The sequence below is a fragment of the Agrobacterium sp. MA01 genome (genome assembly GCF_009650195.1).
GTDB lineage: Bacteria > Pseudomonadota > Alphaproteobacteria > Rhizobiales > Rhizobiaceae > Allorhizobium.
The window spans coordinates 4,286,521-4,312,221 of sequence record NZ_CP045854.1; the positions used below are offsets into that span (position 1 = coordinate 4,286,521).

Below are 25,701 nucleotides of genomic sequence, written 5' to 3' on the forward strand. Positions count from 1 at the left end.
TGACTGCACGCGGCCGAGACCTCGACTCTTGAGGCCGCGTGGGATCAGATGGCCAGGGAAACGGCGTCCTGCGTTCTGCCTTGAGGGCTTGCAAGCGTCGCGAGTTCTTCGCGATGCCGCATCATGGCCAAGAGCAGCGCGTGATCTCGCGCGAGAGCCTGTTGCCGCTTCGGCGATGGAGGAAAGTGCTTCATGGCATACCGCATCCGGCTCCCCGCTTCGGCAGAAGTCGAAAAGGCGCCAGCGGCAACAGCCGCATGCAGTGCGCAGCCGAGCAGAACGGCGTCGCAGTCGATCGGCACGAAGACATCGCAGCCGGTCGCATCGGCATAGAGTTGCGCCAGAAGCGGATGGTCGGCCAGGCCGCCGGCCAACAGAAGCTGTCTCGGCGCTCCCGCACGGCGCGGCTGATGGTCGATGATATGGCGGATGCTGCAGGCAAGCGCCACGCAGCTTCTCCAGTAGAGCCTGAGAAGGGAGCGCTCACTGCGATCGAGATCGAGCCCCGCGATTGTCCCGGTGAGCATCGGATCGGACACGGGTGAGCGTGTACCGTGCAGGTCCGGCAGGACGCTGATCGGCAGACCGAAATCTGGTCCCTCGCTCGCCAGACACTCGGCGATCCCGTCGAGGATTGCCCGGTGGCGTGCCTTCACCGGAATCCCGCCAGCCGGATGTTGCGTTACAATGTGGTCCAGGAAGGCACCCGAGGCGGATTGCCCGGCCTCGGTCAACCAGAGGCCGGCGATCGCGGCATCCCGAAAGGCGCCCCAGCAGCCGATGCCGGACACAGGCTCGCTCGAAAGCCGCACGATGCAGCTCGAAGTGCCTGCAATCAGCACGGCTTCGGCATCGAGCGTGACGTTCGGCCGTTCCCCCGCGGCGAAGAGGCCTACAGTTCCCGCGTAAGCATCGATCAGCCCCGGGGCGACAAGGCACTGCTCGTCGAGACCAAGTTCCGCGGCGCTGGTTCGGGAGAGGCAGCCGATCGCCTGACCCGGCTGTTCCGAAAGGGGCGGCAGCCCCGCTCGCTCCATGACATCGCCGAGTCCAACTTTCCGGTAGTAGTCGATCGGTGGCCCACCGGGCGCCTCCGGCATATAGCCCCATTTCGAGGCGAGCGCTGAATGGCTGCGTTTCTCGGAGCCGGTCGCGCGCCAGGTCAGGAAGTCGCAGAGATCGAAGATTTGTGCGCTTTCGGCCCAGAGATCCGCTCTGTGCCTTTTGAGCCAGAGCAGTTTCGGGATCTGCATCTCGACCGAAAGCCGCCCGCCAAAGCGTTCGAGCAGCGGATCGGCGGTCGCGTTGCAGTATTCGGTTTCCTCGAGCGCCCGATGGTCCATCCACAAGATGGTGTCGAGGTTCGGCGAGCGTGTTTCTGAGACCGAAAGCGGGCGTCCATCGCGGTCACGCACGACAAGCGAACATGTGGCATCGAACCCGAGGGCCAGGACTTGAGCAGCAGAAATTCCGCTCTCGGCAAGGGCAGACTTAACCGCGCTGCAGACTGCCGCCCAGATCTCTTCGCTGTCCTGCTCCATATGCTTGGGCAGAGGCTGGTGAACGCTGATCGGGACGACACAGCGGGCAAGTTGCCGACCGCTGAGATCGAACACCCCGGCCCGTGCACTGCCCGTGCCAACATCCACGGCCAAGAGGTGCTCACGCATCAGTCAGATCTTCCGGTCTCCTCGCTCCGCGCACAAAGTGGAGCAAATTCTCCATCGCGTCAAACTGCCCATCCGGCTTCAGATGCGTGAGCGCCTCCCGGTAGCTGGCATTCCCGGTATGGGATCCGCCGGTAAAGGCGATGACCTTCATGCCGGCGGCTTGCGCCGCACGGATACCGGCGGGACTGTCCTCGATCACGAGACACTGCGACGGCGCGACACCCATCTGGGCGGCAGCATGCAGGAAGAGATCGGGTGCGGGTTTGCCGCGTTCGACCATGGTCGCGCTGAAGATATGTGGGCTGAGACGGGGAAGAAGTCCGGTCACGGACAGGGAGAGCTCGATCCGTTCCCGCTGACTGGACGAGGCCACACAGCAGGAGACCTGCATGGCCTTGAGCGAATCGATGGCGGATGCGACCCCTGGAAGGGCTGCCAATTCCGCACGAAACCGCGCGTAAAGCCTATCCCGCATGCCGGCCAGGAAAGCGGGATCGATTTCGACACCGAATTCGGATCGAACCACCTCTGTCAGCGAACCAAGGCTTCGCCCGAGAAAGCGCTCCGCCGCCTCGTTGGTCGTCAATCCAATTCCCGTTTCGGCCAGCGCTTCGACCAGAACCTCGAGCGCGATGCCTTCGCTGTCGACGAGAACCCCGTCACAGTCGAAGATCACCAGGCGGATCGGCTGCGGGTCCATGGTCACTCAGCTTGCAAGGGTTCCGTCGAGATAGCGCTGGAGCGTAGCGGCGGCGCCTTGGCTCCGCAAGCTTGCGATCGCTTCACCGAATCGCTTCTGGAACTGCGGATTGGCTCCGACGGATCCAAAGATGTCGGTAATCCCGATGAAAGCCATGGGATCATTCCGAGAGGTGAGTGCAGCCGCGTGCAGCCGCTCCGCGCTTGGATCGTTGAAGGCGATCGGCTTTCCGCCGTCGCTCGTGCCTTCGAAGTAGCGACACCAGAGGGCCGAGACGAGAGCAAGGCCTTGCACGTCCAGATCCTGGGCCAGACGATCTGCTGTCGAGGGTAGAATGAACTTGGGCTGACGGTTCGAGCCATCCTGCGCCAGGCGCGGGATGGTGTCGCCAATCTTCGGATTGGCGAAGCGGTTCTCGATGAGCGCGAAATAGTCCTGCAAGCTGGTGTTAGGCACAGGCGGCACGACCGGGATGATCTCGTCGTTTTCGAGCTTCGCCAGGAAGGCCCGGATCAGCGGGTTCTCCATGGATTCATGCACGAAATGAATGTCCATCAGCGCCGCCGGATAGGCGATTGCCGCATGGCCACCATTCAGGATCCTGAGCTTCATCAACTCGTAGGGTGCCACATCGGGCACAAAGGTCACGCCCACGTCTTCCAGAGCGGGGCGTCCCAGCGGGAACTTGTCTTCAAGCACCCACTGCTTGAAGCCCTCGCAGAACACGGGCCAGCCGTCTTCGATCCCGTAACTTTCGCGGGTGAGGTCGATCTCCCGCTGTCCGGTCGCAGGCGTGATGCGGTCCACCATGGAATTCGGAAAGGCGACGTTGTGATGGATCCAGTCGGCGATATCAGGATCAGACAGGCGCGCCAACCCGCAGACGGTGGCTTCCGTGACTTCGCCATTGCCGGGGATATTGTCGCAGCACATGACGGTGAAGGGTGGAACGCCCGCAGCGCGGCGCGCCTTGAGGCCGGCGATGATCAGTCCGAAGACCGTCTTCGGCTCGCCAGGGTTCTTCGCGTCGGCGACGATCGCCGGATGATCATGATCGAACTTGCCGGTTGCCGCATCGATGAAATACCCACCCTCCGTGATCGTCATCGAAACGATCCGGATATCGGGGGAGGAGAGCGTCGCGATGATCCGATCGAAATCCGGTGCCGTGATGACATCCAGCATCGGCCCGGTGATGGTCGCGGCCGAGCGATCGATATCCTGCTCGACCACGGTCGTGAGGAAATCCTGGGCTTTCAGCGTGTCACGCATCCGCTGGTCGGAGGCCATGACACCAGCGCCGATAATGCCCCAATCGAGATCGCGACCGCTGTTGAAGAGTTCGTGCAGGTAGATCGCCATATGGGCGCGGTGGAAATTGCCGACGCCGAAATGCAGGATCCCGGGACGGATGTCCTCGCGGCGATAGGAGGGCAGGGACGCCCGGTCACCGATATCTGCCAGAGTTGCAAGCGAGAGTTTGATCGTCATGAGTGCATTCCTTGGCTGGGGGCCGCACGAGCCGTCAGCTCATCCAGTTTCCGCCGTCGACATTGTAGGTCTGGGCGACGATGTAGTCGGCTTCCGCCGAGGCGAGGAAGACTGCCATGCCGGTCAGATCCTCCGCCCGGCCCATACGGCCGAAGGGGACCGCCTCGCCGACAAGTTTCTTCTTTTCGCCAAGCGGACGGTTTTCGTACTTTGCGAAGAGCGCGTCGACCTCGTCCCACATCTCGCTGCCGACCACGCCAGGCGCGATCCCGTTGACGTTGATCCCGTGCTGGATGAGGTCGAGGCCAGCCGATTGGGTGAGCGAAATGACGGCAGCCTTCGAGGCGCAGTAGACGCCGACCAGCGGTTCGCCGCGTCGTCCGGCCTGGCTCGCCATGTTGATGATCTTGCCACCACGCCCTTGCGCCATCATCTGCTTGGCCACGGCCTGCATCGTAAACAGCGTTCCTCCGACATTGATGTCGAAAACGCGTTGATAGCTCTTGCGGGAAATCTCGATGATCGGAGCGAGATCGAAGATTGCGGCATTGTTGACCAGAATATCGATGCCGCCGGCGCGTTCGACACAGGCAGCAATCGCTGCGTCGATCGATGCCTGATCGGAGACGTCGATCCGGACGGCATAGGCCGCAGGGCCGATCTCCGATGCCGTTGCCGATGCGCGGTCGAAATCGATATCGGCGATCGCAACCGCCGTTGCACCTTCGCGAATATAGACCTCCGCAAAGGCCCGGCCGATGCCGCGGGCTGAGCCTGTGATAATTGCCGATTTTCCGCTCAATCTGCCGGTCATGCTGCCAGTCCCTTGTCATTGAATTTGTGCAGTCGATTGAGATCCGGTGTCACATAAACAGTGTCGCCATGACGGACCGGGAATTCCCCTCCTGTCCGCGTGGTGATCGTGCCGACACCATCCACCTCGACATGCAGGAACGTGTCGGAGCCAAGATGTTCGGCGACTGTCACAAGACCACGCCACATGCCGCTGTCGAGCGAGAGCGTGACATGCTCCGGCCGAATGCCAATCGTGTGGGCGCCATGGGCGGAAGCCGCCTTGCCGGAGATCAGGTTCATCTTCGGCGAACCGATGAAGCCGGCGACGAAGAGATTGGCCGGGCTGCGATAGAGGTCGAGCGGCGATCCCACCTGCTCGATGCGGCCCTTGTTGAGAACCACGATCTTGTCAGCCATGGTCATGGCCTCCACCTGGTCGTGGGTCACGTAAATCGAGGTTGCCTTGAGCTTCTGATGCAGTTCGGTGATCTCGAGACGCATGGCGACGCGAAGCGCCGCATCGAGGTTGGAAAGCGGCTCGTCGAACAGGAAGCAACGGGGATTGCGGACAATGGCACGGCCGATAGCGACGCGCTGTCGCTGACCGCCGGAGAGTTGCCCGGGCCGGCGCTCCAGGTAATCGGTGAGGTTCAATATGCGCGCTGCCTCCTCGACCTTGCGGTTGATCTCGGCCGGGTCGACCTTCGCCATCTTCAGCGGAAAGCCGATGTTCGAGCGCACGCTCATATGCGGATAAAGTGCATAGGACTGGAACACCATTGCCAGGCCGCGCTGCGCCGGCGGTGTATGCGTTTGATTCTTGCCGTCGATCACAATGCGTCCGCCGGTCGCGTCTTCGAGGCCGGCGATCAGGCGCAGCAACGTGGACTTGCCGCAGCCGGACGGCCCGACGAAGACGACGAACTCACCGTCGTTGATTTCAAGGTCGATCCCCGGGATGACCGCATGCTCGCCGAAGGACTTGGAGAGCTGTTCGAGTTTGATGCTGCCCATGGTCGGGTTCCTTACTTGACGGCGCCAAAGGTCAGGCCGCGCACGAGTTGCTTCTGGCTGAACCAGCCGAGGATCACGATCGGCGCAATGGCCATCGTCGAGGCAGCCGACAGTTTCGCCCAGAACAACCCTTGCGGACTGGAGAAGGAGGCGATGAAGGCGGTTAGCGGCGCCGCATTGGTGGTGGTGAGACGGATCGTCCAGAAGGCTTCGTTCCAGGCGAGAATGATGTTGAGGAGAAGCGTCGAGGCAATGCCTGGCAGGGCCATGGGCGCGAGCACATAGACGATCTCGTTGAAAAGCGAGGCACCGTCCATTCGCGCGGCTTCGAGGATTTCGCCCGGAATCTCGCGGAAATAGGTATAGAGCATCCAGATGACAATCGGCAGGTTGATCAGCGTCAGCATGATCGTCAGACCAATCCGGGTATCGAGCAGACCGAAGTCGCGGAACAGCAGGTAGATCGGAACGAGCACGGCTACTGCAGGCATCATCTTGGTCGAGAGCATCCACATCAGGATGTCCTTGGTCCGCTTGGTCGGCGAAAACGCCATGGCCCAGGCGGCCGGGATGCCGACGAAAAGTGCCAGGATCGTCGAGCCCACAGACAGGATGACCGAGTTCATGAACGGCTTGATGTAGTCGCGCTGCGTCTGCACCGTCACGTAGTTTTCCAGCGTGAAGGTCGGGATCAGGTCGAAGCCCTGGATCGCTTCCGTCTCCGTCTTCACGCTGGTGATCAGCGTGTAGAGGATCGGGAAAAAGATCACGAAGGCGATGCTCCAGGCGAGGACCGTGAAGACGATCTTGCGGCGGGGGCTTGTGGCACGGGCCATGGCGGATCTCCTTACCGGTCCAGGTTCTTGCCGACGGCGCGCATCAGGAAGATGGCGACGAGGTTGGCGAGCACGACGGCGATGATGCCACCCGCAGAGGCTCCGCCGACATCGTAGCCGAGCAGTGCGGTGCGGTAGATGAGGAAGGCGAGGTTGGTCGAGGCATAACCCGGACCGCCATTGGTGGTGACGAGGATTTCCGCGTAGACCCCGAGCAGGAAGATGGTCTGGATCAGGATGACCACGGTGATCGCGCGGGCGAGATGCGGCAGCGTCAGATAGATGAATTTGTCGATGAAGCGCGCGCCATCCATCTCGGCCGCTTCCTGCTGCTCGCCATCAAGTGACTGCAGGGCGGTCAGCAGAATGAGCGTCGCGAACGGCAGCCACTGCCAGGCAACGATGATGATGATCGAGAGCAGCGGATATTGCGCGAACCAGTCGACAGGGCTGATGCCAAAGGCCCGGTTGATGTCGGCGAGCACGCCGTAGCCTGGATGCATGATCATGTTCTTCCAGATCAGCGCGGCAACCGGCGGCATGACGAAAAAGGGCGAGATGACGAGGATACGCACGATCCCCTGTCCGAACATCGGCTGGTCAAGCAGCAGTGCGAGAAGAATGCCGCCGACAATGGTGATGAAAAGCACGCCACCCACGATCAGAAGCGTATTCCAGACGGACTGGAAGAAGGCCGGATCGGTGTAGAAATAGCGATAGTTGAACAGCCCGCCAAAGCTGACATTGGCCGGATTGAGCAGATTGTAGTTCTGGAAGGAGAACCACAAGGTCATGGCCAGCGGCACGATCATCCAGATCAGCAGGAGCCCGAGGGAAGGCGCCATCATCAGACGGGCCAGGGTGCGTGTGTTTTGAGTAGCCATGGTGAAGATCGCCCAGTTGGCATGTCGGAGGTGAGTTCCGCAGGCCCGTTGGAGGCAAAGTGACGACGACCGGCATTGGCCGCAAACGGTCGGCGCCTGTCCTGCCCGGATCGCAATCCGGGCAGGTGGGTTTGGGAGGGTGGATTACTTGATATAGCCGCCGCGGGTCATTTCGCGCTCCGTCAGGCTCTGGGCCTGGGCCAGCGCATCATCGACCGACATCTGCCCGGCCAGCGCTGCCGAGAAGAGCTGACCGACGGAGGTCCCGAGGCTCTGGAACTCGGGGATCGCCACGAACTGCACGCCGACATAAGGCACCGGCTTGACGGTCGGGTTCTTCGGGTCCGCCGCGTTGATCGAGTCGAGCGTCATCTTCGCGAAGGGGGCTGCCTTCTGGTATTCCGGGTTCTCATAGAGAGAGGTCCGCGTGCCCGGAGGAACGTTGGCCCAGCCTTCCTTGGAAGCGACGAGTTCCGCATAGGCCTTGCTGGTTGCCCAGGAGATGAACTTTTCGGCAGCTTCGGACTTCTGGGAGCCTGCCGGAATGGCGAGGTTCCAGGCCCAGAGCCAGTTGCCGCGCTTACCGAGGCCCGTGTCGGGAGCGAGTGCGAAGCCCACCTTGTCGGCAACGGTCGAATCCTTCGGGTTGGTCACGAAGGAGGCAGCGACGGTGGCGTCGATCCACATGCCGCATTTGCCCTGCTGGAAGAGCGCGAGGTTCTCGTTGAAGCCGTTCGAGGACGCGCCCTGCGGGCCGGCGTCGTTCATCAGCTTGACGTAGAAGTCGAGCGTGTTCTTCCATTCCGGCTGGTCGAACTGCGGCTTCCAGGTCTCGTCGAACCAGCGGGCGCCAAACGCATTCGATGTGGCCGTCAGGAAGGCCATGTTCTCGCCCCAGCCCGCCTTGCCGCGCAGGCAGATGCCGTTGATGTCGTTGGCGCGGTCCGTCATCTTGCGCGCCGCGTCGGCCACAAACTCCCAGGTCGGAGCGTCCGGCATGGTGAGCCCGGCCTTCTCCATCAGGTCCTTGCGGTACATGATGAACGAGGATTCGCCGTAGAACGGAGCAGCATAGAGCTTGCCGTCTTCGCCGGTCAGGCCTGAGCGAATCGCCGGAAGCAGATCATCGACATCGTAGTCGGCGCCAAGGTTTTCGAGCGGCAGCAGCCAGCCTTGTTTGGACCAGATCGGAACTTCGTAAGTGCCGATCGTCATGATGTCGTACTGTCCGCCCTTCGTGGCGATGTCCGTCGTCACACGTTCGCGCAGAACGTTTTCTTCGAGTGTGACCCATTCAACCTGGATGTCGGGATTGGCCGAGGTGAATTCCGAGGTCAGGCCCTGCATGCGGATCATGTCGCCGTTGTTGACGGTCGCGATCGTGAGGGTTTCGGCCGAGGCCATGCCGGCAAGCGCCAGCGCCGAGCACGCGCCCAGCAAAATCGTCTTCAATGTCATGTCTTCCTCCCAGAAGAAAAATGAGCATTCGCTTTGCTCATGGGCAATTACTCAATCGTAGAGCAGAAAATGTCAATCCGCATTTCATGCTGCGCTGCCGCATGAAATAGCTAACCAACTGTTCTGGAATTAAAATTTTATAGAAGCCTAGCTCGCCAGAAGGTGACGCGCAGCGTCCTCGTCCGTGATCAGCCCATTGATGTGTCGACCCCGGACGGCCGCCAGGATGGCCGGATGCTTGCGCCGACCCCGTGCGAGACCGATCACGGTCGAGGTTTCCCGGGCGGGAATTTGCAAGCTCGCAACCCGCTCATTGACCGGATGGGTCAGCAACTCGCCGTTGTCCCCGAAGATCCAGCCGCAGATCTCTCCAACCGCGCCGGCCTGCAGGAGATCTTCCATCTCGTCGGCCTTCAGGAAGCCATCGACGAGAAGCGGAGCACGCATGTTCATCTCGCCGATGCCGACAAAGGTGACGTCCGATCGGCGCGCGAGCGCGATTGTCGGCGCGACCAGAGGCTGGTCATGCAGCAACTGCCGCTCGGCGGGAGAGGAGACGATGACCGGCAGCGGCATCGGGAAGTGTGGTGCCTTCACCGCATCGGCCATGGAGAAGATGACGTTGAAATAGGCAGCCGACCCGTCGGGGCTGATGTTCCCCGTGAGCGAGACGATCTTGTGCTGCGGACATTCCATCGGAGACAACTGATCGATCATCGACCGGAGTGTTCGACCCGTTCCCATCGCGATGACCAGTGGCTCGGGCTGTTTCAGCCAGCGCTCCAGTTGCGCCGCGCCCGCTTCAGCCACTCCCACTGTCGCGGACTCGGATCCGGGATCGGTAGGAACGATTTCCACCGCCTTCAGGCCGAACTTGCGCTTCACGGCTTCGGCAAGTTCCAGGCATGCCGCGATGGGATGATCGAGCCGGACCTTGATCAGCTTTTCCGCAATCGAAAGGGATACGAGGCGCTGGGCGCTTTGTCGGGATATGCCCATGGCAGCCGCGATCTCGTCCTGGGTTTTGCCGGCGACATAGTAGAGCCATCCGGCCCGTGCTGCATCGTCCAGTCTTGTCTGCCCCTCGCCACGCCGTGCCATGCGGTCTCCTCTCCGTGTGGAAACACTGCTGCCAATTTTGCCCTCTCCTGTCAAATCCGGGCTCCGCGCTCGTGCATGTGTTGGAACGGTTTGAAGGCTGACGGGTTGAACCTTTAACCCCATTGTTCAAGGAGAACGATCATGACACGTTCCATTTCGCTCGCAGCCGCAACGGCACTTTGCCTTGTCTCCACGGCAACGGCCCAGCAGACGGCACCAATCCAGCAGCTGCCGACCCCCCAGGCTTCTGCGGAGACTGAAGCATTGGGCCCCAAAGGCTTCGCGCAACGGGCCGCCGCTACCAACGAGTTCGAAATACTGTCCGCGGAACTCGCTCTGAAGCAAAGCCAGGACGAGGAGGTGAGGGCTTTCGCCCGCACCATGCTGGACGACCACAAGCGTGCCCAGAAACAGTTGACCGAAGCCGCCAAGGCCGATTCGATCGCGATGGTTCTGGAACTGTCGATGGAACAGAAACAGACGCTTACCGCGCTGGAACAGGCAGAGGAGAGCCAGTTCGACCCCGCCTATATGTCCTCCCAGATGAAGGCGCATGATCAGGCCATCAGGCTGCTGGGCGCCTATGCCGATCATGGATCGGCCGGAAGTCTGAAGACCTATGCGATTGCCAACTATCCGCTGGTCCGAATGCACAAGGTCAGAGCGCAATCCCAAACCAATCCGTGATTGAAGGCTGTAGATGAGTAGAACATGGCAACTCGCCGCCCTCTTGGGCGCAATCCTCGTCGCTATCGTGATGCTACTGATGGCCGAATTTCAGCAGGAGGTGACCGAGACCGCTCCCACTGACGCCCCCACGCGTCACGCGCCCGTGCCGGACGTTCCGCCCAGCGCAACCGGAGACATCAGCACACCATAACGCCAAACGGGTAACGCAGAGGGAAGTCGCGCCCCATCCAAACAACTCCCATAAGGAGCAAAAGCTATGTCCCCCCTACGCCTTTTGGCTCTTGTCGTCCTCCTCGTGATCCTCGCTGCCAGCTTTTACGCACTGGGCGGCGGGGGCATCCAGGACAATGAGGACACCAAGGATTATCCCCCCCACAGTGTTCAGCAATAGGCCTTCGGCAGCCGCTCCCTCCGAGGCTGGTTCCAGCCAGTCTCGCGGTAGCGCGTCGAGGGGATCCATCTGATGCAAATCCCCAAAAAAAACCCCGCCGAAGCGGGGTTCAGGTAGGCGCCCTTGGGGCGGCCGGGGGGGAGGTTCGGGGGAGGGAACAATGATCTCCTCTCTGAACCGGTAATGAGAAGCTTTGTTCCATTTATGGAACAAAGAATTTTCGGCCTATGACTCGCGTGATCAGAGCTGCTCGGTCTGAGCGCCGCTGTTGGGTTTCGCTCGTCCCAGATCCGGCTTGGGGCCGAGAGATTGCATCGGCTGGGACACGAACTGTCCCTTGCCATCGACCGACTGTCCCTCGGACCAACGCCCGGCTGCAGCTGCGCTGCCGTTCTGCTGAAATCCGAGATATGCGTAGCTGAACTCCTGCTTTTCCTGCTCCTGCGGGAAACTGTTCGGAATCGGGAACACGCCTGTCGGCCCGCCCAACTCCTCCAGTGCCGCCATCCACTGGTTCTGGTGCATGGTGTCCCGGGCGATGAGATAGGACAGCATGTCCTTCATGCCCGGATCGTTCGTCATGGTGTAAAGGCGTGTAGCAAGGACGCGTCCGGTCGATTCCGCAGCAACATTGGCGGTCATGTCGGCGGCGATATTGCCGCTCGCATAGATGTGCGACATGTCGAAGGGCACACCGTCCGAATCCACCGGCATGGCAGAGAGCCCCGCCGAGAGAAGGTTCTTGAGGTTGATGCCGCCAAGAACCCCGCCACCGACTGGATCGGCCGCGATCTCTTCCTTGAGTGACAGGGGGGCGCCTTCCAGGTTCATGGCAACTGCCGTTGCGAGCATCTCGATATGCCCCAGTTCCTCCGCTGCTGTGTTCATCAGCAGGTCGCGAAACTTCGGGTTGCCCCGGGCGCCGCAGGCCTGGAAGAAATACTGCATGGCAACGCGGATTTCTCCTTCCACGCCTCCGATCGCCTGCTGTAGGGCGCGGGCAAACAGAGGGTCCGGGGTCTCAACTCGGACGGGATATTGCAACTTATTGTCGGTATAGAACATCGCATCTTTCCTCGTGTTTGACGGTTGCCTAAAAAGGACCCTACCGGCTTGTTCCTGATTTTCTGACCATCAGGAGTGGGGTTATTGGTCGTCGCGGGTCTTCAGCGAATCGCCGAGATTTCGCTTTTCCGGGTCCTGCAAATTTTCGCCCACGGCATCCCGGTCGACCTTAGGATTGTCCTTGGCCGGCAGATATCCCGTCGGTCGATTCTCCTGCGGTCCTTCCCAGCGGGGCGACTGATCCGTTGTTCCCGGCTTGCCATCTTTCGGTGCGTTCATGCCCATCTTGGGTCTCCTCTTCTTGAGCTCTCCGTGACCAACCGTCCCGACTGCGAACAGTTCCCCAGGAACATTCCGGACGCCTTCAGGTTGTCCCGGAACAATTCGCGCAGACAGTGAGGTGATGATGGAAGAACGATCCAGTATCGGGAGCCGGCCGCGCATCGTGATAGTCGGCGCAGGTTTTGGAGGCCTTGCCTGCGCAAAGGCTCTGGCAGACGCAGAAGTCGACGTGACCGTGATCGACCGGCGCAATCACAATCTGTTTCAGCCATTGCTCTATCAGGTCGCGACGGCAGCGCTTTCGCCTGCGGATATCTCCGAGCCGATCCGCCGTACATTGGGACGATCGGACAACATCCACGTGCTGATGGGAGAGGTGGTGTCGATCGATACGGACGCCCGCGCAGTCTCTCTCGCCGATGGCGCAGCGATCTCCTACGACCGCCTCGTTCTCGCGACCGGCTCGCAGTACAATTATTTCGGCCATCAGGACTGGCAGAAACATGCACCGGGGCTGAAATCGATTCACGAAGCCCGCCAGATTCGTCACCGCCTCCTGCTCGCCTTCGAGCAGGCCGAGCGAAGCCAGGATGAGGCAGAGATGCGCCGCCTGTTGACCAGCGTCGTCATCGGTGGCGGCCCGACCGGCGTCGAAATGGCCGGCGCCATTTCAGAACTCGGTCGATTCATGATTGATCGTGATTTCCGTAGCCTGCGACCAGAGCAACTTCACGTCGTCCTCGTCGAGGCCGGTCCGCGTATTCTGGCAACCTTCCCCGAAAATCTCTCGACCTATGCGGCCGACTATCTGCGCGACATCGGCGTGGATATCAGGCTGAACACGCCTGTCGAAGACGTGACTGCCGAGGGCGTTAAGGTCAAGGATGCTTTCCTGCCGGCGAGCTGCATCGTCTGGGGAGCCGGGGTCAAAGCATCGCCGGCCGCGGAATGGCTTGGCCTTTCGCCGGGCCCGGGCGGGCGCCTGCCGGTGGTGCGCGACCTCTCGGTTGATGGCATGGACGGGGTCTACGCCATCGGCGATACCGCGCTGGCTTTGGGAGAAAATGGCGAAGCATTGCCCGCGCTCGCACAGGTGGCCAAACAGCAGGGGACGTTCCTCGGCAAAGCGCTCAAGGCCAACCTCCTGAAAGGAGCGGCTGTGCCAGACTTCCGTTTCCGTAATCGCGGCAACACGGCGGTCATCGGAAGAAACGCAGCCATCTTCGATTTCGGCTCCTGGCAGCTCAAGGGCCGTCTCGCCTGGCTGCTCTGGGCCATCGTCCATGTCTATCTGCTGGTCAATTTCGAGAAACGCCTGCTTGTCAGTGTTCAGTGGATCTGGCGCTACACCACCCGGCAGAGAGGCGCGCGTCTGATCGATGAGAACTTCGTTGCCCCTGAGAGGTAATGACCTCCGTTGAGAATCTGAGGGCGGATGCGCTTTGAAGGTGGACAACCCGGATTCGGATCTATACACGTAACGATATTACATAACAAAAAGATCCAGGCTTGACCGCCAGGGGCTGCAGGTCCTATGCAAGCAGTGACGGTTCCCCGCCGGATGACTCCGAGGGGATTAATAGGGAACACGGTGAGGACGACCCAATAGGGACCAAGACCGTGGCTGCCCCCGCAACTGTAAGCGGATTGCTGTCCATTCTCGCGGCGTGAAAGCGCCGGGCCACTGCGGGTCACCGTGGGAAGGCAAATGGAAAGCGCATATCCGCGAGCCAGGAGACCTGCCGTCAAGTGAAGAAAACGAAGCGGACGGGGTGTTCCGATGGATACGAACTGGCTTTTGCGCTGCGCCGTCTGGCGCGCCGACCGCATGCCATTTTGCCTCCGGAGAAATCCTGCGGAGGACTGGCATGCATTTCCTTCCAGATCATGAAGCGCAGGGACGGGCGATCGGCCTTGGCCATGGCGTAACGCTCGGCGTTTCGTCGTTCGAGGGGGCACGCCCATGAGCTGTACCAGCAAGGGCTGCCCGATCCGGGTCACCGATATCGGCTGGGGACCGAAGCCATCCCAGTACTTGGTCCGAGGCGTTTCCTTTTCCCTCGATGCCGGCGACCGGCTGGCAATCGTCGGGCCGAACGGGGCTGGCAAGACCACGCTTCTTCGCTGCCTGTATCGCGGTGTTAGCCCGCTGGAGGGGCGCGTCGAGGTCGACGGCCAGGATATCTGGCAGATGAGTGCCCGCCAGCTTGCCCGTCGGGTGGCGGTCGTTCTGCAGGAAATGCCGGGCGACTTCCCTTTCACCGTCCGCGACGTAGTGATGATGGGGCGCGTTCCCTGGCGCGAAGGCCTTGCGGGCTGGAGCGAAGAAGACCGGGCCGAAGCAGAGCACGCGCTCGACCATCTCGATCTGCTGCGGCTGGCGAACCGGCAGTTCTCGACCTTGTCAGGAGGTGAGAAGCAGCGTGTCCTGGTGGCGCGTGCGCTGGCGCAGAAGCCTGAAATCCTCATACTCGACGAGCCGACCAACCATCTGGATATCCGCCACCAGCTCGAGATCCTCGATCTGCTCGGCGCTTTAAACCTGACGATCATCACCACGCTGCACGACATTAACCTCGCCGCCGAGTTTGCAACGCATATTGCCCTGATGCATGGCGGCCGGATGAATGCGTTCGGCCCACCGGAAGCTGTTTTGACCGAACAGGCCCTGTCCGGAACCTTCGGTGTCCTCGCCGCGCGCCAGCAGGCGGAGGGCGCTCGATCCCATCGTTTTTCCTTTTCCCTTGCCTTGACCTGATTTTAGAAGGATCCGCCCATATGGCTGCCCGTCTTCTTTTGTCCGCCACGCTCTTTGCTTCGGTCTTCGCCGCCTCATCGGCCTTTGCCTATCCTATCACGGTCAAGAGCTGCGATCGCGACGTTACGTTCGACGCACCTCCGGCGCGCGCGGTCTCCAATGACGTCAACCTGACCGAGATGATGCTGGCCTTGAAACTGCAGGACCGCATGGTCGGCTATACCGGGATCTCCGGCTGGAAGACGCTGGATGCGGGGCTGCGGGACGGCGTGAAGGAAATGCCTGAACTTTCGCCGAAATACCCGACCAAGGAAGTGCTGCTGAACGCCGATGCCGATTTCTATTTCGCCGGCTGGAACTACGGCATGAAGGTCGGCGGCGAGGTGACGCCCGAAACGCTCGAACCCTTCAAGATCAAGGTCTATGAACTCACCGAATCCTGCATCCATATCATGGCGAAGAACAAGCCGACGATGGACGACATGTTCATCGACCTGCTGAACCTCGGCAAGATCTTCGACGTCGAGGACCGCGCCGAGGCCTTGGTTGTCGGCTACCGCAAGCAACTGGACGACATCACCACCCGCATCGGCGACATCGAAAAGCCGGTCCGCGTATTCGTCTATGATTCCGGCACCGAAAAGCCCTTCACCTCCGGCCGTTTTGGCATCCCAACAGCCATGATCGAGGCGGCTGGCGGCGTGAACATTATGGAAGACGTCGAAAAGAGCTGGACGGAAGTGTCCTGGGAGCCGGTCATCGAGCGCAATCCGGAAGTCGTCGTCATCGTCAACTACGGCGATGTAACGGCCGAACAGAAGATCGCTTTCATGAAGGAAAACCCGGCCTTCATGAATCTCGATGCCGTCAAGCAGGATCGCTTTGTGGTTCTGGAATATGTTGAGGCAACACCTGGACCGCGCAATGTCCAGGCAATCGAGCGGCTCGCGAACACCTTCCATCCGCGCAACATGTAATCCTCAAGGCGGGACCGCGAACCGGTCCCGCCCAGTACGAAATTCAAGGCAGAATGATGCACGGTCGCATGTTTCTCTGGATGGGTCTGGCTATCGTGCTGCTGGCCCTCTGCCTCACCGCTGGCGTGTCCCTGGGTTCGGCTCCCATTCCGGTCAGCACTGTCTGGTCGATCGTGGCCAACAAACTCGCACCCGGTACATTTGAAGTGACATGGTCGCCCGGTCGCGAGAGCATCGTCTGGGACGTTCGCTTCCCGCGCGTCATCCTGGCTGGCCTCGTCGGAGCCGGACTCGCGACGGTCGGAGCCGTCCTGCAGGCCGTGACTCGCAATCCACTGGCCGATCCGCATCTGCTCGGCGTCTCATCCGGCGGCGCCCTAGGTGCGATTATCGCTCTTCTCCATACCGGCCTTGTCTTCGGTCTGGTCACCGTACCGCTCTTTGCCTTCGGCGGCTCCTTGGCTGCGACGCTCGCGGTTGTCACCGTGACGCGCTTCACCGGCGCGGGCGCCGATCGTCTCGTATTGACCGGTGTGGCCATCGCCTTCGTGGCGACCTCGCTCGGAAATCTCGCGATTTTCCTCGGCGACCCGCGCGCCGCTCATACGGTGGTCTTCTGGATGTTGGGAGGGCTCGGCCTCGCCCAATGGTCGCATCTTCTCTATCCAGTGGCGGTGCTTTCAGTTTGCCTCGTCTTCCTTGTCGTTCGCGCCCGGGAAATCAACGCCATGGCCATGGGTGATGAGACGGCAGCGACGCTCGGCATTCCCGTCGCCCGGTTCCGCGCGGAGCTTTTTGTGATCACCGCGCTTCTGACTGGTGTGATGGTCGCCTTTTCGGGTGCCATCGGCTTTGTGGGCCTGCTGGTTCCGCATTTTGTCCGCCTGACCGCCGGCAGCGACAATATCAGGGTCATTCCCCTTTCGGCGTTGGCCGGTGCCGTTATCCTCATTCTGGCCGATATCGTTTCGCGCACGATCATGGCGCCCGAGGATGTCCCGATCGGGGTGATTACCGGTCTGGCAGGCGGGCTCGCTTTCATTCTTCTCCTGCGACGGCGATAGTTGGAGCCTGCCTATTGCTCCTGTTTCGTTTTTGCCTAGACTGAAGAAAAAACGAAATAGGGGGAGGGGGCGGCATGATGTTCTCCGCGAGACAGGCCGAGATCATGACGCTGGCCAAGGAGCAGGGCCGCGTTCTGGTGGACGAGCTCGCTGCGCGCTTCGCGGTCACGCCACAAACCATTCGCAAGGATCTGAACGACCTTTGCGACGCACGCGCACTCAACCGTATCCACGGTGGCGCCGTCTTTCCGAGCGGAAACGAAAACGTTAAATACGAGGCGCGCCGTTCGATGGCGGCCGGGGAGAAGCAGGCGATAGGCCGTGCCGCCGCCAACCTGATCCCGGACAACTCCTCCCTGTTCATCAACATCGGCACCACGACGGAAGCCGTGGGCGAAGCGCTTGTTGACCACAGGGAATTGATGGTCATCACCAACAATATCAATGTTGCCAATCGCTTGCGTGTCTATCCCTCGATAGAGGTGGTGATCGCCGGCGGTGTGGTTCGTGGATCGGACGGCGGTATCGTCGGCGAGGCGGCCGTGGATTTCATCCGTCAGTTCAAGGTGGATTTCGCTGTTATCGGCGTCTCGGCGATCGACGAAGATGGTGCACTGCTCGATTTCGATTTCCGCGAAGTGAAAGTCGCCCAGGCCATCATCGCCAACGCGCGGCATGTCATTCTGGTCTCGGACTCATCAAAATTCGAGCGCACCGCGCCGGTCCGCATCGGGCATATTTCGCAAGTTCAAACCTTTATCACCGACAATTGTCCGTCCAGCAGCATCCGGGACATTTGCGCCGAGCGCGATGTCAGGATCATCGAAACCGCACCGGTCGACCGCGATCTAGCGGCGGAATAACTTTCGTTTGACATTCGTTTAAATTTCGAAAAAGATAGCTGGACTTTCGCAATAGCAGTAAATGCTGCAGGTGCGAACATGCGGAGGAATGATGTCGGGGCAGCCAATATACGATCTCTTTGTGATCGGCGGCGGGATCAACGGGACTGGGATCGCGCGCGACGCGGCCGGCCGTGGTTACTCCGTTGCCTTGGCTGAAATGAACGATTTCGCCTCCGGCACCTCCTCGGGCGCAACGAAGCTCATCCATGGTGGTCTTCGGTATCTCGAGCATTACGAGTTTCGCCTGGTCCGCGAAGCGCTCATGGAGCGCGAAGTCCTCTGGGCCATGGCGCCGCATGTGATCTGGCCTTTGCGGTTCGTTTTGCCCTTCCAGAAGGGCGGCATTCGCCCCGCCTGGCTCATTCGCCTAGGCCTTTTCCTGTACGATAATCTCGGTGGCCGAAAGCTGCTTCCGCCGACGAAGACCCTCGATCTGCGCCGCGATCCGGCCGGAAAGCCTCTGAAGCCGGTCTTCTCCAAGGCGTTCGAATATTCGGACGGCTGGGTCGATGACGCGCGCATGGTCGTTCTCAATGCCCGCGATGCACAGATCCGCGGCGCAACGATCCTGAGCCGTAACCGTGTTGTCTCGGCCCATCGCGAAGACGGCCACTGGGTTGTCACAACAAAGTCGCAGCGCGACGGCTCCGTCGTAACTCACAAGGCCCGGATGCTGGTCAATGCGGCCGGCCCTTGGGTCGATCAGGTTTTGGCCGGTGCCTTCGGCCGCAACAATGTGCACAATGTCCGTCTTGTCCAGGGCAGCCACATCGTGGTTCGCAAGAAGTTCACCGATCCACGCGCCTACTTCTTCCAGAACCCCGACAACCGCATCATATTCGCCATCCCCTATGAGGGTGAATTCACCCTGATTGGCACGACGGACCGGGATTTCACCGAAGACCCGAAGGACGTTCGCATCAGCCCCGAAGAGGTGAACTATCTCTGCGATGCGGCAAGCGAATATTTCCAGGAACCGGTACGCCCAGACGACATCGTCTGGAGCTATTCGGCCGTGCGTCCTCTTTTCGATGACGGCGCCTCGAAGGCTCAGGAGGCGACGCGCGATTACGTGCTGAAGGTCGAGGGTAATAGCGGCGACGCCCCCTTGCTCAATGTCTTCGGCGGCAAGCTCACCACCTATCGTCGTCTGGCCGAACATGCGCTGGAAAAGATCGGTGAAGCGATCGGCGAAAAAGGCGCCTCTTGGACGGCGGGTAGCCGTCTGCCGGGTGGCGATTTCTCGGCCACGGCCTTCGAGCCGACGGTCGACGGACTAATCAAAGCCTATCCTTTCCTGGATCGCATCCATGCCGAGCGCCTGATTCGCTGCTACGGCACAGATTCAAGAGCGATCCTCGGCAAGGCGAAGAGCGCGGCCGATCTCGGGCGCCATTTCGGCGGCACGCTGTACGAGGTCGAAGTTCGCTGGCTGGTGGAAACGGAGTGGGCGGTCACGGCCGAAGACGTGCTGTGGCGCCGGACGAAACAGGGACTATTCCTGACGCCGGAGGAGGCGAAGGGGCTGGATGCCTATTTGGGGATGCTGGCGGCGGCCTGATCGCCCATCCTGATGAAGACCGACGGTTTGGAGGAGGCCCGAGGGCATATGTTGGAACTGCGTAAAGTCTCGAAAATGGCGGGAGGTGAATATCACATTCACCCGACCGATCTGACATTGCAGCGGGGTACGCTGAATGTCCTGCTCGGGCCCACCCTTTCGGGCAAGACTTCCCTGATGCGCCTGATGGCAGGCCTCGACAAGCCGACTTCCGGAACCGTCCATTTCGACGGCAAGGATGTCACCGGCATGGCGGTCCAGAAGCGCAATGTCGCGATGGTCTACCAGCAGTTCATCAATTATCCGGCTTTGACGGTCTACGAAAACATCGCCTCGCCGATGCGGGTCGCCGGCAAGGATGCGGCCACAATCGATCGCGAGGTTCGCAAGGCTGCCGATCTCTTGCGTCTGACGCCCTATCTCGATCGCACACCGCTCAATCTGTCCGGTGGACAGCAGCAGCGTACGGCGCTGGCCCGAGCCATCGTCAAGAACGCCACCCTTGTGCTGCTGGACGAACCGCTCGCCAACCTCGACTACAAGCTGCGCGAGGAACTGCGCGAAGAGCTTCCGAAGATCTTCGCCGAATCCGGTGCGATTTTCGTCTACGCGACAACCGAACCATCTGAAGCTTTGCTGCTCGGCGGCAACACCGCGACCCTGTCAGAAGGCCGGATTACCCAGTTCGGTCAGACGATCGACGTCTATCGCCGCCCCCTGGACCTCCTGGCCGCCAAAACTTTCGCCGATCCGCCGCTCAATACCATCGCGCTCGTCAAGCGGGGCGCAAGTTTCGAGCTGAACGGTCAGCCAGTTCTCGCGGTACCGGCCCATCTGGCGTCGATCGCGGACGGCCCCGTAACGGTCGCCTTCCACCCACATCATCTGTCGCTCACCGCTCTGCCTGGCGCCATGCCGATGCGCTCGCGGACGCTGGTTTCTGAAATCGCAGGCTCGGAGAGCTTCATCCATGTCGAATACGGCACCGCCCGCTGGGTGTGCCTGGCCCATGGCATCCACGACATCGATCCCGATCGCGAGATCGATGTCTTCATCGATACCCGTCACCTGATGGCGTTCGGCGCCGACGGCAAGGCGCTCGGCGCGCCGGCCGAAATGGCCGCGTGAGGAGCAACGTCATGGCACGCATCAATCTCGACCATATCCGCCACGCCTACACCCCGGCTGCCCGTGCGGCCGGAGACTACGCTTTGAAGGAAGTCCATCACGAATGGGACGATGGCGGCGCCTATGCGCTGCTTGGGCCCTCGGGCTGCGGCAAGACCACCTTGCTCAACATCATCTCGGGCCTGTTGCATCCGTCCGACGGCCGGATCGAATTCGACGGCGTTGACGTCACCAACCTACCGACGGCCGCACGCAACATCGCCCAGGTCTTCCAGTTCCCGGTCGTCTACGACACCATGACGGTTTACGACAATCTGGCATTTCCGCTGCGCAACCGCCATGTCCCCGAAGATCAGGTCAACAAGCGGGTCAACGAGATCCTCGACATGATCGACCTGCAGCCCATGGCCCGCAAACAGGCGCAAGGCCTGACGGCGGACCAGAAGCAGAAGATCTCGCTCGGCCGTGGCCTCGTCCGCTCCGACGTTAACGCGATCCTCTTCGACGAGCCGCTGACGGTCATCGATCCGCACATGAAGTGGGTCCTGCGCTCTCAGTTGAAGCGGCTGCACCGCCAGTCGGGTTTCACCATGGTTTACGTCACCCATGACCAGACCGAGGCGCTCACCTTCGCCGACAAGGTCGTCGTCATGTATGACGGTCAGATCGTCCAGATCGGCACGCCGGCCGAACTCTTCGAGCGGCCGAGCCACACCTTCGTCGGCTATTTCATCGGTTCTCCTGGTATGAATGTCATGCCGGCAAAGGTGAGCGGCGCAACCGCCATGATTGGCGATCAGGCGATCAACCTGCCGGGCGCACCGAAGCTCTCCGGTCAGAGCAAGATCGAGCTCGGTGTCCGGCCCGAATTCATCCGCCTCGGACGGGAAGGCATTCCGATCTCCATCGACAAGGTCGAGGACATCGGTCGACAGAAGATCGTGCGCGCCCGCTTTGCCGGCCAGTCAATGTCTGTCGTTGTGCCCGAAGATGCAGATATTCCCGCCGATCCCCGCATCACATTCGTCCCAGAAGGTCTCGGCATCTTCGCCGATTCCTGGCGCGTAGGCATGGAGGGCTGACCCATGGAAAAAACCTGGAACAACAAGGCCTGGTTCATGGTCGTCCCGGTCCTGGTGCTGGTGGCCTTCTCGGCCGTCATCCCGCTGATGACCGTCGTCAACTATTCCGTCCAGGATACATTCGGCAACAACCAGTTCTTCTGGGCCGGTACCGACTGGTTTTCCGACATCCTGTCGTCGGACCGTTTCTGGGATGCGCTCGGACGCAACCTGATCTTCTCCATGATCATTCTTGCGATCCAGGTGCCGCTTGGCATCTTTATCGCGCTCAACATGCCGAAAACCGGACTAGGCGTTCCGGTCTGCCTCGTGCTGATGGCGCTGCCGCTGCTTATTCCGTGGAATGTCGTCGGCACCATCTGGCAGGTCTTCGGTCGCGTCGACATCGGTCTTCTCGGCTATTCGCTGAACGCCCTGGGCTTCGACTATAACTACACCCAGAACCCGATCCACGCCTGGGTCACCATCATCGTGATGGATGTCTGGCACTGGACGAGCCTTGTCGTGCTGCTCTGCTATGCCGGCCTCGTCTCGATCCCGGATGCCTATTACCAGGCCGCCAAGATCGATGGCGCATCGCGCTGGTCCGTGTTCCGCTTCATTCAGCTTCCGAAGATGAAGCGCGTGCTTCTGATCGCCGTGCTGCTGCGCTTCATGGACAGTTTCATGATCTATACCGAGCCCTTCGTCCTGACCGGCGGCGGCCCCGGCAATTCGACCACCTTCCTGTCGATCGACCTCGTCAAGATGGCGGTCGGCCAGTTCGACCTCGGCCCGGCGGCGGCCATGTCGATCATCTACTTCCTGATCATCCTGGCTCTGTCCTGGGTTTTCTACACCGTCATGACCAACAGTGACGCGAAGGGCTGAGGGAGATACCGATGAAAAGCACTGATAACCGCACCGGTCTCGGCTTCCTGGTTCCGACGATTTACATCATCTTCCTGCTGCTGCCGATCTACTGGCTCGTCAACATGAGCTTCAAGACGAATGCAGAGATCACCGGCGCCTTCTCACTCTGGCCCGTCAACCCGACACTTGCCAACTACGCGGTGATCTTCACCGATCCGTCGTGGTACAAGGGCTACATCAACTCGATCATCTATGTGTGCATGAACACCGTGATCGCGGTTGCCGTCGCGCTGCCGGCAGCCTATGCTTTCTCGCGCTACAGGTTCCTCGGTGACAAGCATCTGTTCTTCTGGCTGCTGACAAACCGCATGGCACCGCCGGCTGTCTTCGCGCTGCCCTTCTTTCAGCTCTATTCCGCCTTCGGCCTGATCGACACGCATATCGCCGTCGCCATTGCACACTGCCTCTTCAACGTGCCGCTCGCCGTGTGGATCCTGGAAGGCTTCATGTCGGGCGTGCCGAAGGAAATCGACGAGACGGCCTATATCGACGGATATTCCTTCCCGAAGTTCTTCGTGAAGATCTTCATGCCGCTAATCGCATCCGGCATCGGTGTCGCCGCCTTCTTCTGCTTCATGTTCTCCTGGGTGGAGCTCCTGATCGCTCGCACGCTGACGACGACGGATGCCAAGCCGATCGCAGCGATCATGACGCGCACGGTCTCGGCCTCGGGCATGGACTGGGGTGTGCTCGCAGCAGCCGGGGTGCTGACGATCATACCCGGGGCGCTCGTCATTTATTTCGTTCGCAATTACATCGCCAAGGGCTTTGCCCTGGGCCGGGTCTGAGGAGGGTTCGATGGATTTCACTTGGATGGCATGGACCACGCCGACCGCGATCTTCTTCATCGTGATTCTGTGCCTGATCCTGTCGATGGCGGTCTGGGAATATCTGTCCCCGGGCGGCAATCCGCGAACCGGCATTCTACGCTTCGAGACGACCCGCGGTGACCGCCTTTTCGTGTCGCTGCTCGGGTCGGCTTTCATCAATCTCGCTTGGCTCGGTCTCGTTGGACCGAACCTGTGGTGGGCTCTTGCTCTGTCCGTGGTCTACGCCATCGGCGTTTTCCGCTACGTCTAGAGCAGAAAAGACGGGATGGCGGCGGGAGGTCGCCATTCTCGAGACTGCAAACCGAATGCAATCGCAACCTTAGGGAGGACATAATGCGAAAGCACCTTTTGACGACGACGGCCGCCATGCTTCTTGCCATGACGGGTGTCGCATTCGCCGATATGGAAGCGGCGAAGAAGTTCCTGGACGCCGAAGTCGGCGACATGTCGGCACTCGATCGTGCCACACAGGAAGCCGAGATGCAGTGGTTCATCGATGCCGCGAAGCCTTTCGCCGGCATGGAGATCAAGGTCGTCTCCGAAACCATCACCACGCACGAATATGAATCGAAGGTCCTCGCTCCGGCCTTCACCGCCATCACCGGCATCAAGGTCACCCATGACCTGATCGGCGAAGGCGACGTCGTTGAAAAGCTGCAGACGCAGATGCAGTCGGGCGAAAACATCTACGACGCCTACATCAACGACTCCGACCTGATCGGCACCCATTGGCGCTATCAGCAGGTTCGCAACCTGACCGACTGGATGGCGAACGAAGGCAAGGACGTCACCAGCCCGACCCTCGACATCGACGACTTCATCGGCAAGTCCTTCACGACCGCCCCTGATGGCAAGCTCTATCAGCTGCCGACCCAGCAGTTCGCCAACCTCTACTTCTTCCGCTACGACTGGTTCAACGACGAGAAGAACAAGGCCGACTTCAAGGCGAAGTACGGCTACGACCTCGGCGTTCCGGTCAACTGGTCGGCTTATGAGGACATCGCTGAATTCTTCACCGGTCGCGAAATCGACGGCAAGAAGGTCTTCGGCCACATGGACTACGGCAAGAAGGACCCGTCGCTCGGCTGGCGCTTCACCGACGCCTGGCTCTCCATGGCTGGCAACGGCGACAAGGGCATCCCGAACGGCCTTCCGGTCGACGAGTGGGGTATAAAGGTCGATGAAAACTCGCGCCCGGTCGGCTCCTGCGTCGCCCGTGGTGGTGACACCAACGGCCCGGCCTCCGTCTACGCCATCGAGAAGTATCTCGAGTGGATGAAGAAGTACGCCCCTCCGGCCGCCCAGGGCATGACCTTCTCCGAATCCGGTCCGGTGCCGTCGCAGGGTGAAATCGCCCAGCAGATGTTCACCTACACCGCCTTCACCGCCGACTTCGTCAAGGAAGGCCTGCCGGTCGTCAACGCGGACGGCACGCCGAAGTGGCGCTTTGCTCCGAGCCCGCATGGCGTCTACTGGAAGGACGGCATGAAGCTCGGCTATCAGGATGCCGGTTCCTGGACCCTGATGACCTCGACCCCGGTCGATCGCGCCCAGGCGGCCTGGCTTTATGCCCAGTTCGTCACCTCGAAGACCGTCGACGTGAAGAAGAGCCATGTCGGCCTGACCTTCATCCGTCAGTCGACGCTCGACCATCCGTCCTTCACCGAGCGCGCTCCAAAGCTTGGTGGTCTGGTCGAATTCTACCGCTCGCCGGCTCGCCTGCAGTGGTCGCCGACTGGCACCAACGTTCCTGATTATCCGAAGCTGGCTCAGCTCTGGTGGCAGGCAATCGGTGATGCTTCTTCCGGTGCAAAGACTGCGCAGGAAGCCATGGACTCGCTCTGCGCCGAGCAGGAAAAGGTCCTTGAGCGTCTCGAACGCGCTGGCGTCCAGGGCGATATCGGTCCGAAGCTCGCCGAGGAAAAGACCCTCGAGGAGTGGAACGCCGATGCCGTTGCCAAGGGCAATATCGCGCCACAGCTGAAGATCGAGAACGAAAAAGAACAGCCGATGACGGTCAACTACGACGAGCTCGTCAAGAGCTGGCAGTAACGACCGGCGATCGCCGCTGAATTGACAATCGCCGGGGCGCAAACTACGCCCCGGC

25 protein-coding genes and 1 riboswitch are annotated in these 25,701 nt (G+C 60.8%); of the genes, 14 read left to right on the forward strand and 11 right to left on the reverse strand.

Translation table 11 applies throughout. The features are described from left to right. Window positions 1-44 precede the first annotated feature (44 nt). The 9 genes from GH983_RS20410 to GH983_RS20450 all read right to left on the reverse strand — a co-directional run bounded on the left by GH983_RS20410 (window position 45) and on the right by GH983_RS20450 (window position 9,949). Window positions 45-1,670, reverse strand: coding sequence for an FGGY family pentulose kinase (locus GH983_RS20410; protein ID WP_153763352.1), 1,626 nt, complete (start codon window positions 1,668-1,670; stop codon window positions 45-47). Then, the gene (locus tag GH983_RS20415) at window positions 1,663-2,370 is read right to left on the reverse strand and encodes an HAD family phosphatase (RefSeq protein WP_054149337.1); all 708 of its coding nucleotides are present in this window, start codon (window positions 2,368-2,370) and stop codon (window positions 1,663-1,665) included. The genes GH983_RS20410 and GH983_RS20415 overlap by 8 nt, the downstream gene beginning before the upstream one ends. Before the next feature lie 6 nt (window positions 2,371-2,376). Further along, window positions 2,377-3,861, reverse strand: coding sequence for a mannitol dehydrogenase family protein (locus GH983_RS20420; RefSeq protein ID WP_153763353.1), 1,485 nt, complete (start codon window positions 3,859-3,861; stop codon window positions 2,377-2,379). A gap of 34 nt (window positions 3,862-3,895) precedes the next feature. Then, window positions 3,896-4,675, reverse strand: a complete 780-nt coding sequence (locus tag GH983_RS20425) for an L-iditol 2-dehydrogenase (RefSeq protein WP_153763354.1) — start codon at window positions 4,673-4,675, stop codon at window positions 3,896-3,898. After that, on the reverse strand, window positions 4,672-5,670 hold the full coding sequence (locus tag GH983_RS20430; protein WP_153763355.1) for an ABC transporter ATP-binding protein: 999 nt from the start codon (window positions 5,668-5,670) through the stop codon (window positions 4,672-4,674). Before GH983_RS20430 ends, GH983_RS20425 begins: the two co-directional genes overlap by 4 nt. Window positions 5,671-5,681: 11 nt before the next feature. Beyond that, window positions 5,682-6,506, reverse strand: coding sequence for a carbohydrate ABC transporter permease (locus tag GH983_RS20435; RefSeq protein ID WP_153763356.1), 825 nt, complete (start codon window positions 6,504-6,506; stop codon window positions 5,682-5,684). Window positions 6,507-6,517: 11 nt separating this feature from the next. Beyond that, window positions 6,518-7,390, reverse strand: coding sequence for a carbohydrate ABC transporter permease (locus tag GH983_RS20440; protein ID WP_153763357.1), 873 nt, complete (start codon window positions 7,388-7,390; stop codon window positions 6,518-6,520). A 144-nt stretch (window positions 7,391-7,534) separates the two neighbouring features. Next, window positions 7,535-8,848, reverse strand: a complete 1,314-nt coding sequence (locus GH983_RS20445; RefSeq protein ID WP_153763358.1) for a sugar ABC transporter substrate-binding protein — start codon at window positions 8,846-8,848, stop codon at window positions 7,535-7,537. A 147-nt stretch (window positions 8,849-8,995) separates the two neighbouring features. Next, window positions 8,996-9,949 (reverse strand): sugar-binding transcriptional regulator, encoded by a 954-nt coding sequence (locus GH983_RS20450; RefSeq protein ID WP_069042655.1) that lies wholly within the window; start codon window positions 9,947-9,949, stop codon window positions 8,996-8,998. A gap of 141 nt (window positions 9,950-10,090) precedes the next feature. Here GH983_RS20450 and GH983_RS20455 point away from each other — a divergent pair, with 141 nt between their 5' ends. Both GH983_RS20455 and GH983_RS20460 read left to right on the forward strand, forming a co-directional pair. Further along, window positions 10,091-10,636, forward strand: a complete 546-nt coding sequence (locus GH983_RS20455; RefSeq protein WP_069042654.1) for a DUF4142 domain-containing protein — start codon at window positions 10,091-10,093, stop codon at window positions 10,634-10,636. 13 nt (window positions 10,637-10,649) lie between these two features. Continuing rightward, on the forward strand, window positions 10,650-10,829 hold the full coding sequence (locus tag GH983_RS20460; protein ID WP_054149345.1) for a hypothetical protein: 180 nt from the start codon (window positions 10,650-10,652) through the stop codon (window positions 10,827-10,829). Window positions 10,830-11,270: 441 nt separating this feature from the next. Here GH983_RS20460 and GH983_RS20465 read toward each other — a convergent pair whose 3' ends face one another. Together GH983_RS20465 and GH983_RS20470 are read right to left on the reverse strand one after the other, a co-directional pair. Further along, window positions 11,271-12,095, reverse strand: a complete 825-nt coding sequence (locus GH983_RS20465; RefSeq protein ID WP_069042652.1) for a manganese catalase family protein — start codon at window positions 12,093-12,095, stop codon at window positions 11,271-11,273. 81 nt (window positions 12,096-12,176) lie between these two features. Continuing rightward, the gene (locus tag GH983_RS20470; RefSeq protein WP_069042651.1) at window positions 12,177-12,380 is read right to left on the reverse strand and encodes a hypothetical protein; all 204 of its coding nucleotides are present in this window, start codon (window positions 12,378-12,380) and stop codon (window positions 12,177-12,179) included. Window positions 12,381-12,540: 160 nt separating this feature from the next. Here GH983_RS20470 and GH983_RS20475 point away from each other — a divergent pair, with 160 nt between their 5' ends. The 12 genes from GH983_RS20475 to GH983_RS20530 all read left to right on the forward strand — a co-directional run bounded on the left by GH983_RS20475 (window position 12,541) and on the right by GH983_RS20530 (window position 25,646). Further along, on the forward strand, window positions 12,541-13,785 hold the full coding sequence (locus GH983_RS20475) for an NAD(P)/FAD-dependent oxidoreductase (RefSeq protein WP_246727448.1): 1,245 nt from the start codon (window positions 12,541-12,543) through the stop codon (window positions 13,783-13,785). A 122-nt stretch (window positions 13,786-13,907) separates the two neighbouring features. Then, window positions 13,908-14,139: riboswitch (cobalamin riboswitch) on the forward strand. Window positions 14,140-14,340: 201 nt separating this feature from the next. Next, window positions 14,341-15,135 (forward strand): ABC transporter ATP-binding protein, encoded by a 795-nt coding sequence (locus GH983_RS20480; RefSeq protein WP_069042649.1) that lies wholly within the window; start codon window positions 14,341-14,343, stop codon window positions 15,133-15,135. A gap of 20 nt (window positions 15,136-15,155) precedes the next feature. After that, window positions 15,156-16,112 (forward strand): ABC transporter substrate-binding protein, encoded by a 957-nt coding sequence (locus tag GH983_RS20485; RefSeq protein ID WP_069042648.1) that lies wholly within the window; start codon window positions 15,156-15,158, stop codon window positions 16,110-16,112. A 68-nt stretch (window positions 16,113-16,180) separates the two neighbouring features. After that, window positions 16,181-17,176: an iron ABC transporter permease gene (locus GH983_RS20490; RefSeq protein WP_246727449.1), complete on the forward strand. Its 996-nt coding sequence runs from the start codon at window positions 16,181-16,183 to the stop codon at window positions 17,174-17,176. A gap of 74 nt (window positions 17,177-17,250) precedes the next feature. Continuing rightward, complete coding sequence (locus GH983_RS20495; protein WP_069042646.1) at window positions 17,251-18,039, forward strand: DeoR/GlpR family DNA-binding transcription regulator; 789 nt, start codon at window positions 17,251-17,253, stop codon at window positions 18,037-18,039. Window positions 18,040-18,130: 91 nt separating this feature from the next. Next, complete coding sequence (glpD, locus tag GH983_RS20500; protein WP_069042645.1) at window positions 18,131-19,642, forward strand: glycerol-3-phosphate dehydrogenase; 1,512 nt, start codon at window positions 18,131-18,133, stop codon at window positions 19,640-19,642. A 48-nt stretch (window positions 19,643-19,690) separates the two neighbouring features. Beyond that, window positions 19,691-20,770 (forward strand): ABC transporter ATP-binding protein, encoded by a 1,080-nt coding sequence (locus tag GH983_RS20505; RefSeq protein WP_069043977.1) that lies wholly within the window; start codon window positions 19,691-19,693, stop codon window positions 20,768-20,770. Window positions 20,771-20,781: 11 nt separating this feature from the next. Further along, window positions 20,782-21,852, forward strand: coding sequence for an ABC transporter ATP-binding protein (locus GH983_RS20510; protein WP_153763359.1), 1,071 nt, complete (start codon window positions 20,782-20,784; stop codon window positions 21,850-21,852). A gap of 3 nt (window positions 21,853-21,855) precedes the next feature. Beyond that, window positions 21,856-22,722 carry a carbohydrate ABC transporter permease gene (locus tag GH983_RS20515; protein WP_147887230.1) on the forward strand — a complete coding sequence of 289 codons (867 nt, stop codon included), beginning with the start codon at window positions 21,856-21,858 and terminating at the stop codon, window positions 22,720-22,722. An 11-nt stretch (window positions 22,723-22,733) separates the two neighbouring features. Beyond that, window positions 22,734-23,552, forward strand: coding sequence for a carbohydrate ABC transporter permease (locus tag GH983_RS20520; RefSeq protein ID WP_102020519.1), 819 nt, complete (start codon window positions 22,734-22,736; stop codon window positions 23,550-23,552). A 10-nt stretch (window positions 23,553-23,562) separates the two neighbouring features. Continuing rightward, window positions 23,563-23,844 carry a DUF2160 domain-containing protein gene (locus tag GH983_RS20525; RefSeq protein WP_054149358.1) on the forward strand — a complete coding sequence of 94 codons (282 nt, stop codon included), beginning with the start codon at window positions 23,563-23,565 and terminating at the stop codon, window positions 23,842-23,844. 83 nt (window positions 23,845-23,927) lie between these two features. Next, window positions 23,928-25,646, forward strand: coding sequence for an ABC transporter substrate-binding protein (locus GH983_RS20530; RefSeq protein WP_054149359.1), 1,719 nt, complete (start codon window positions 23,928-23,930; stop codon window positions 25,644-25,646). The last annotated feature ends 55 nt before the right edge of the window (window positions 25,647-25,701 follow it).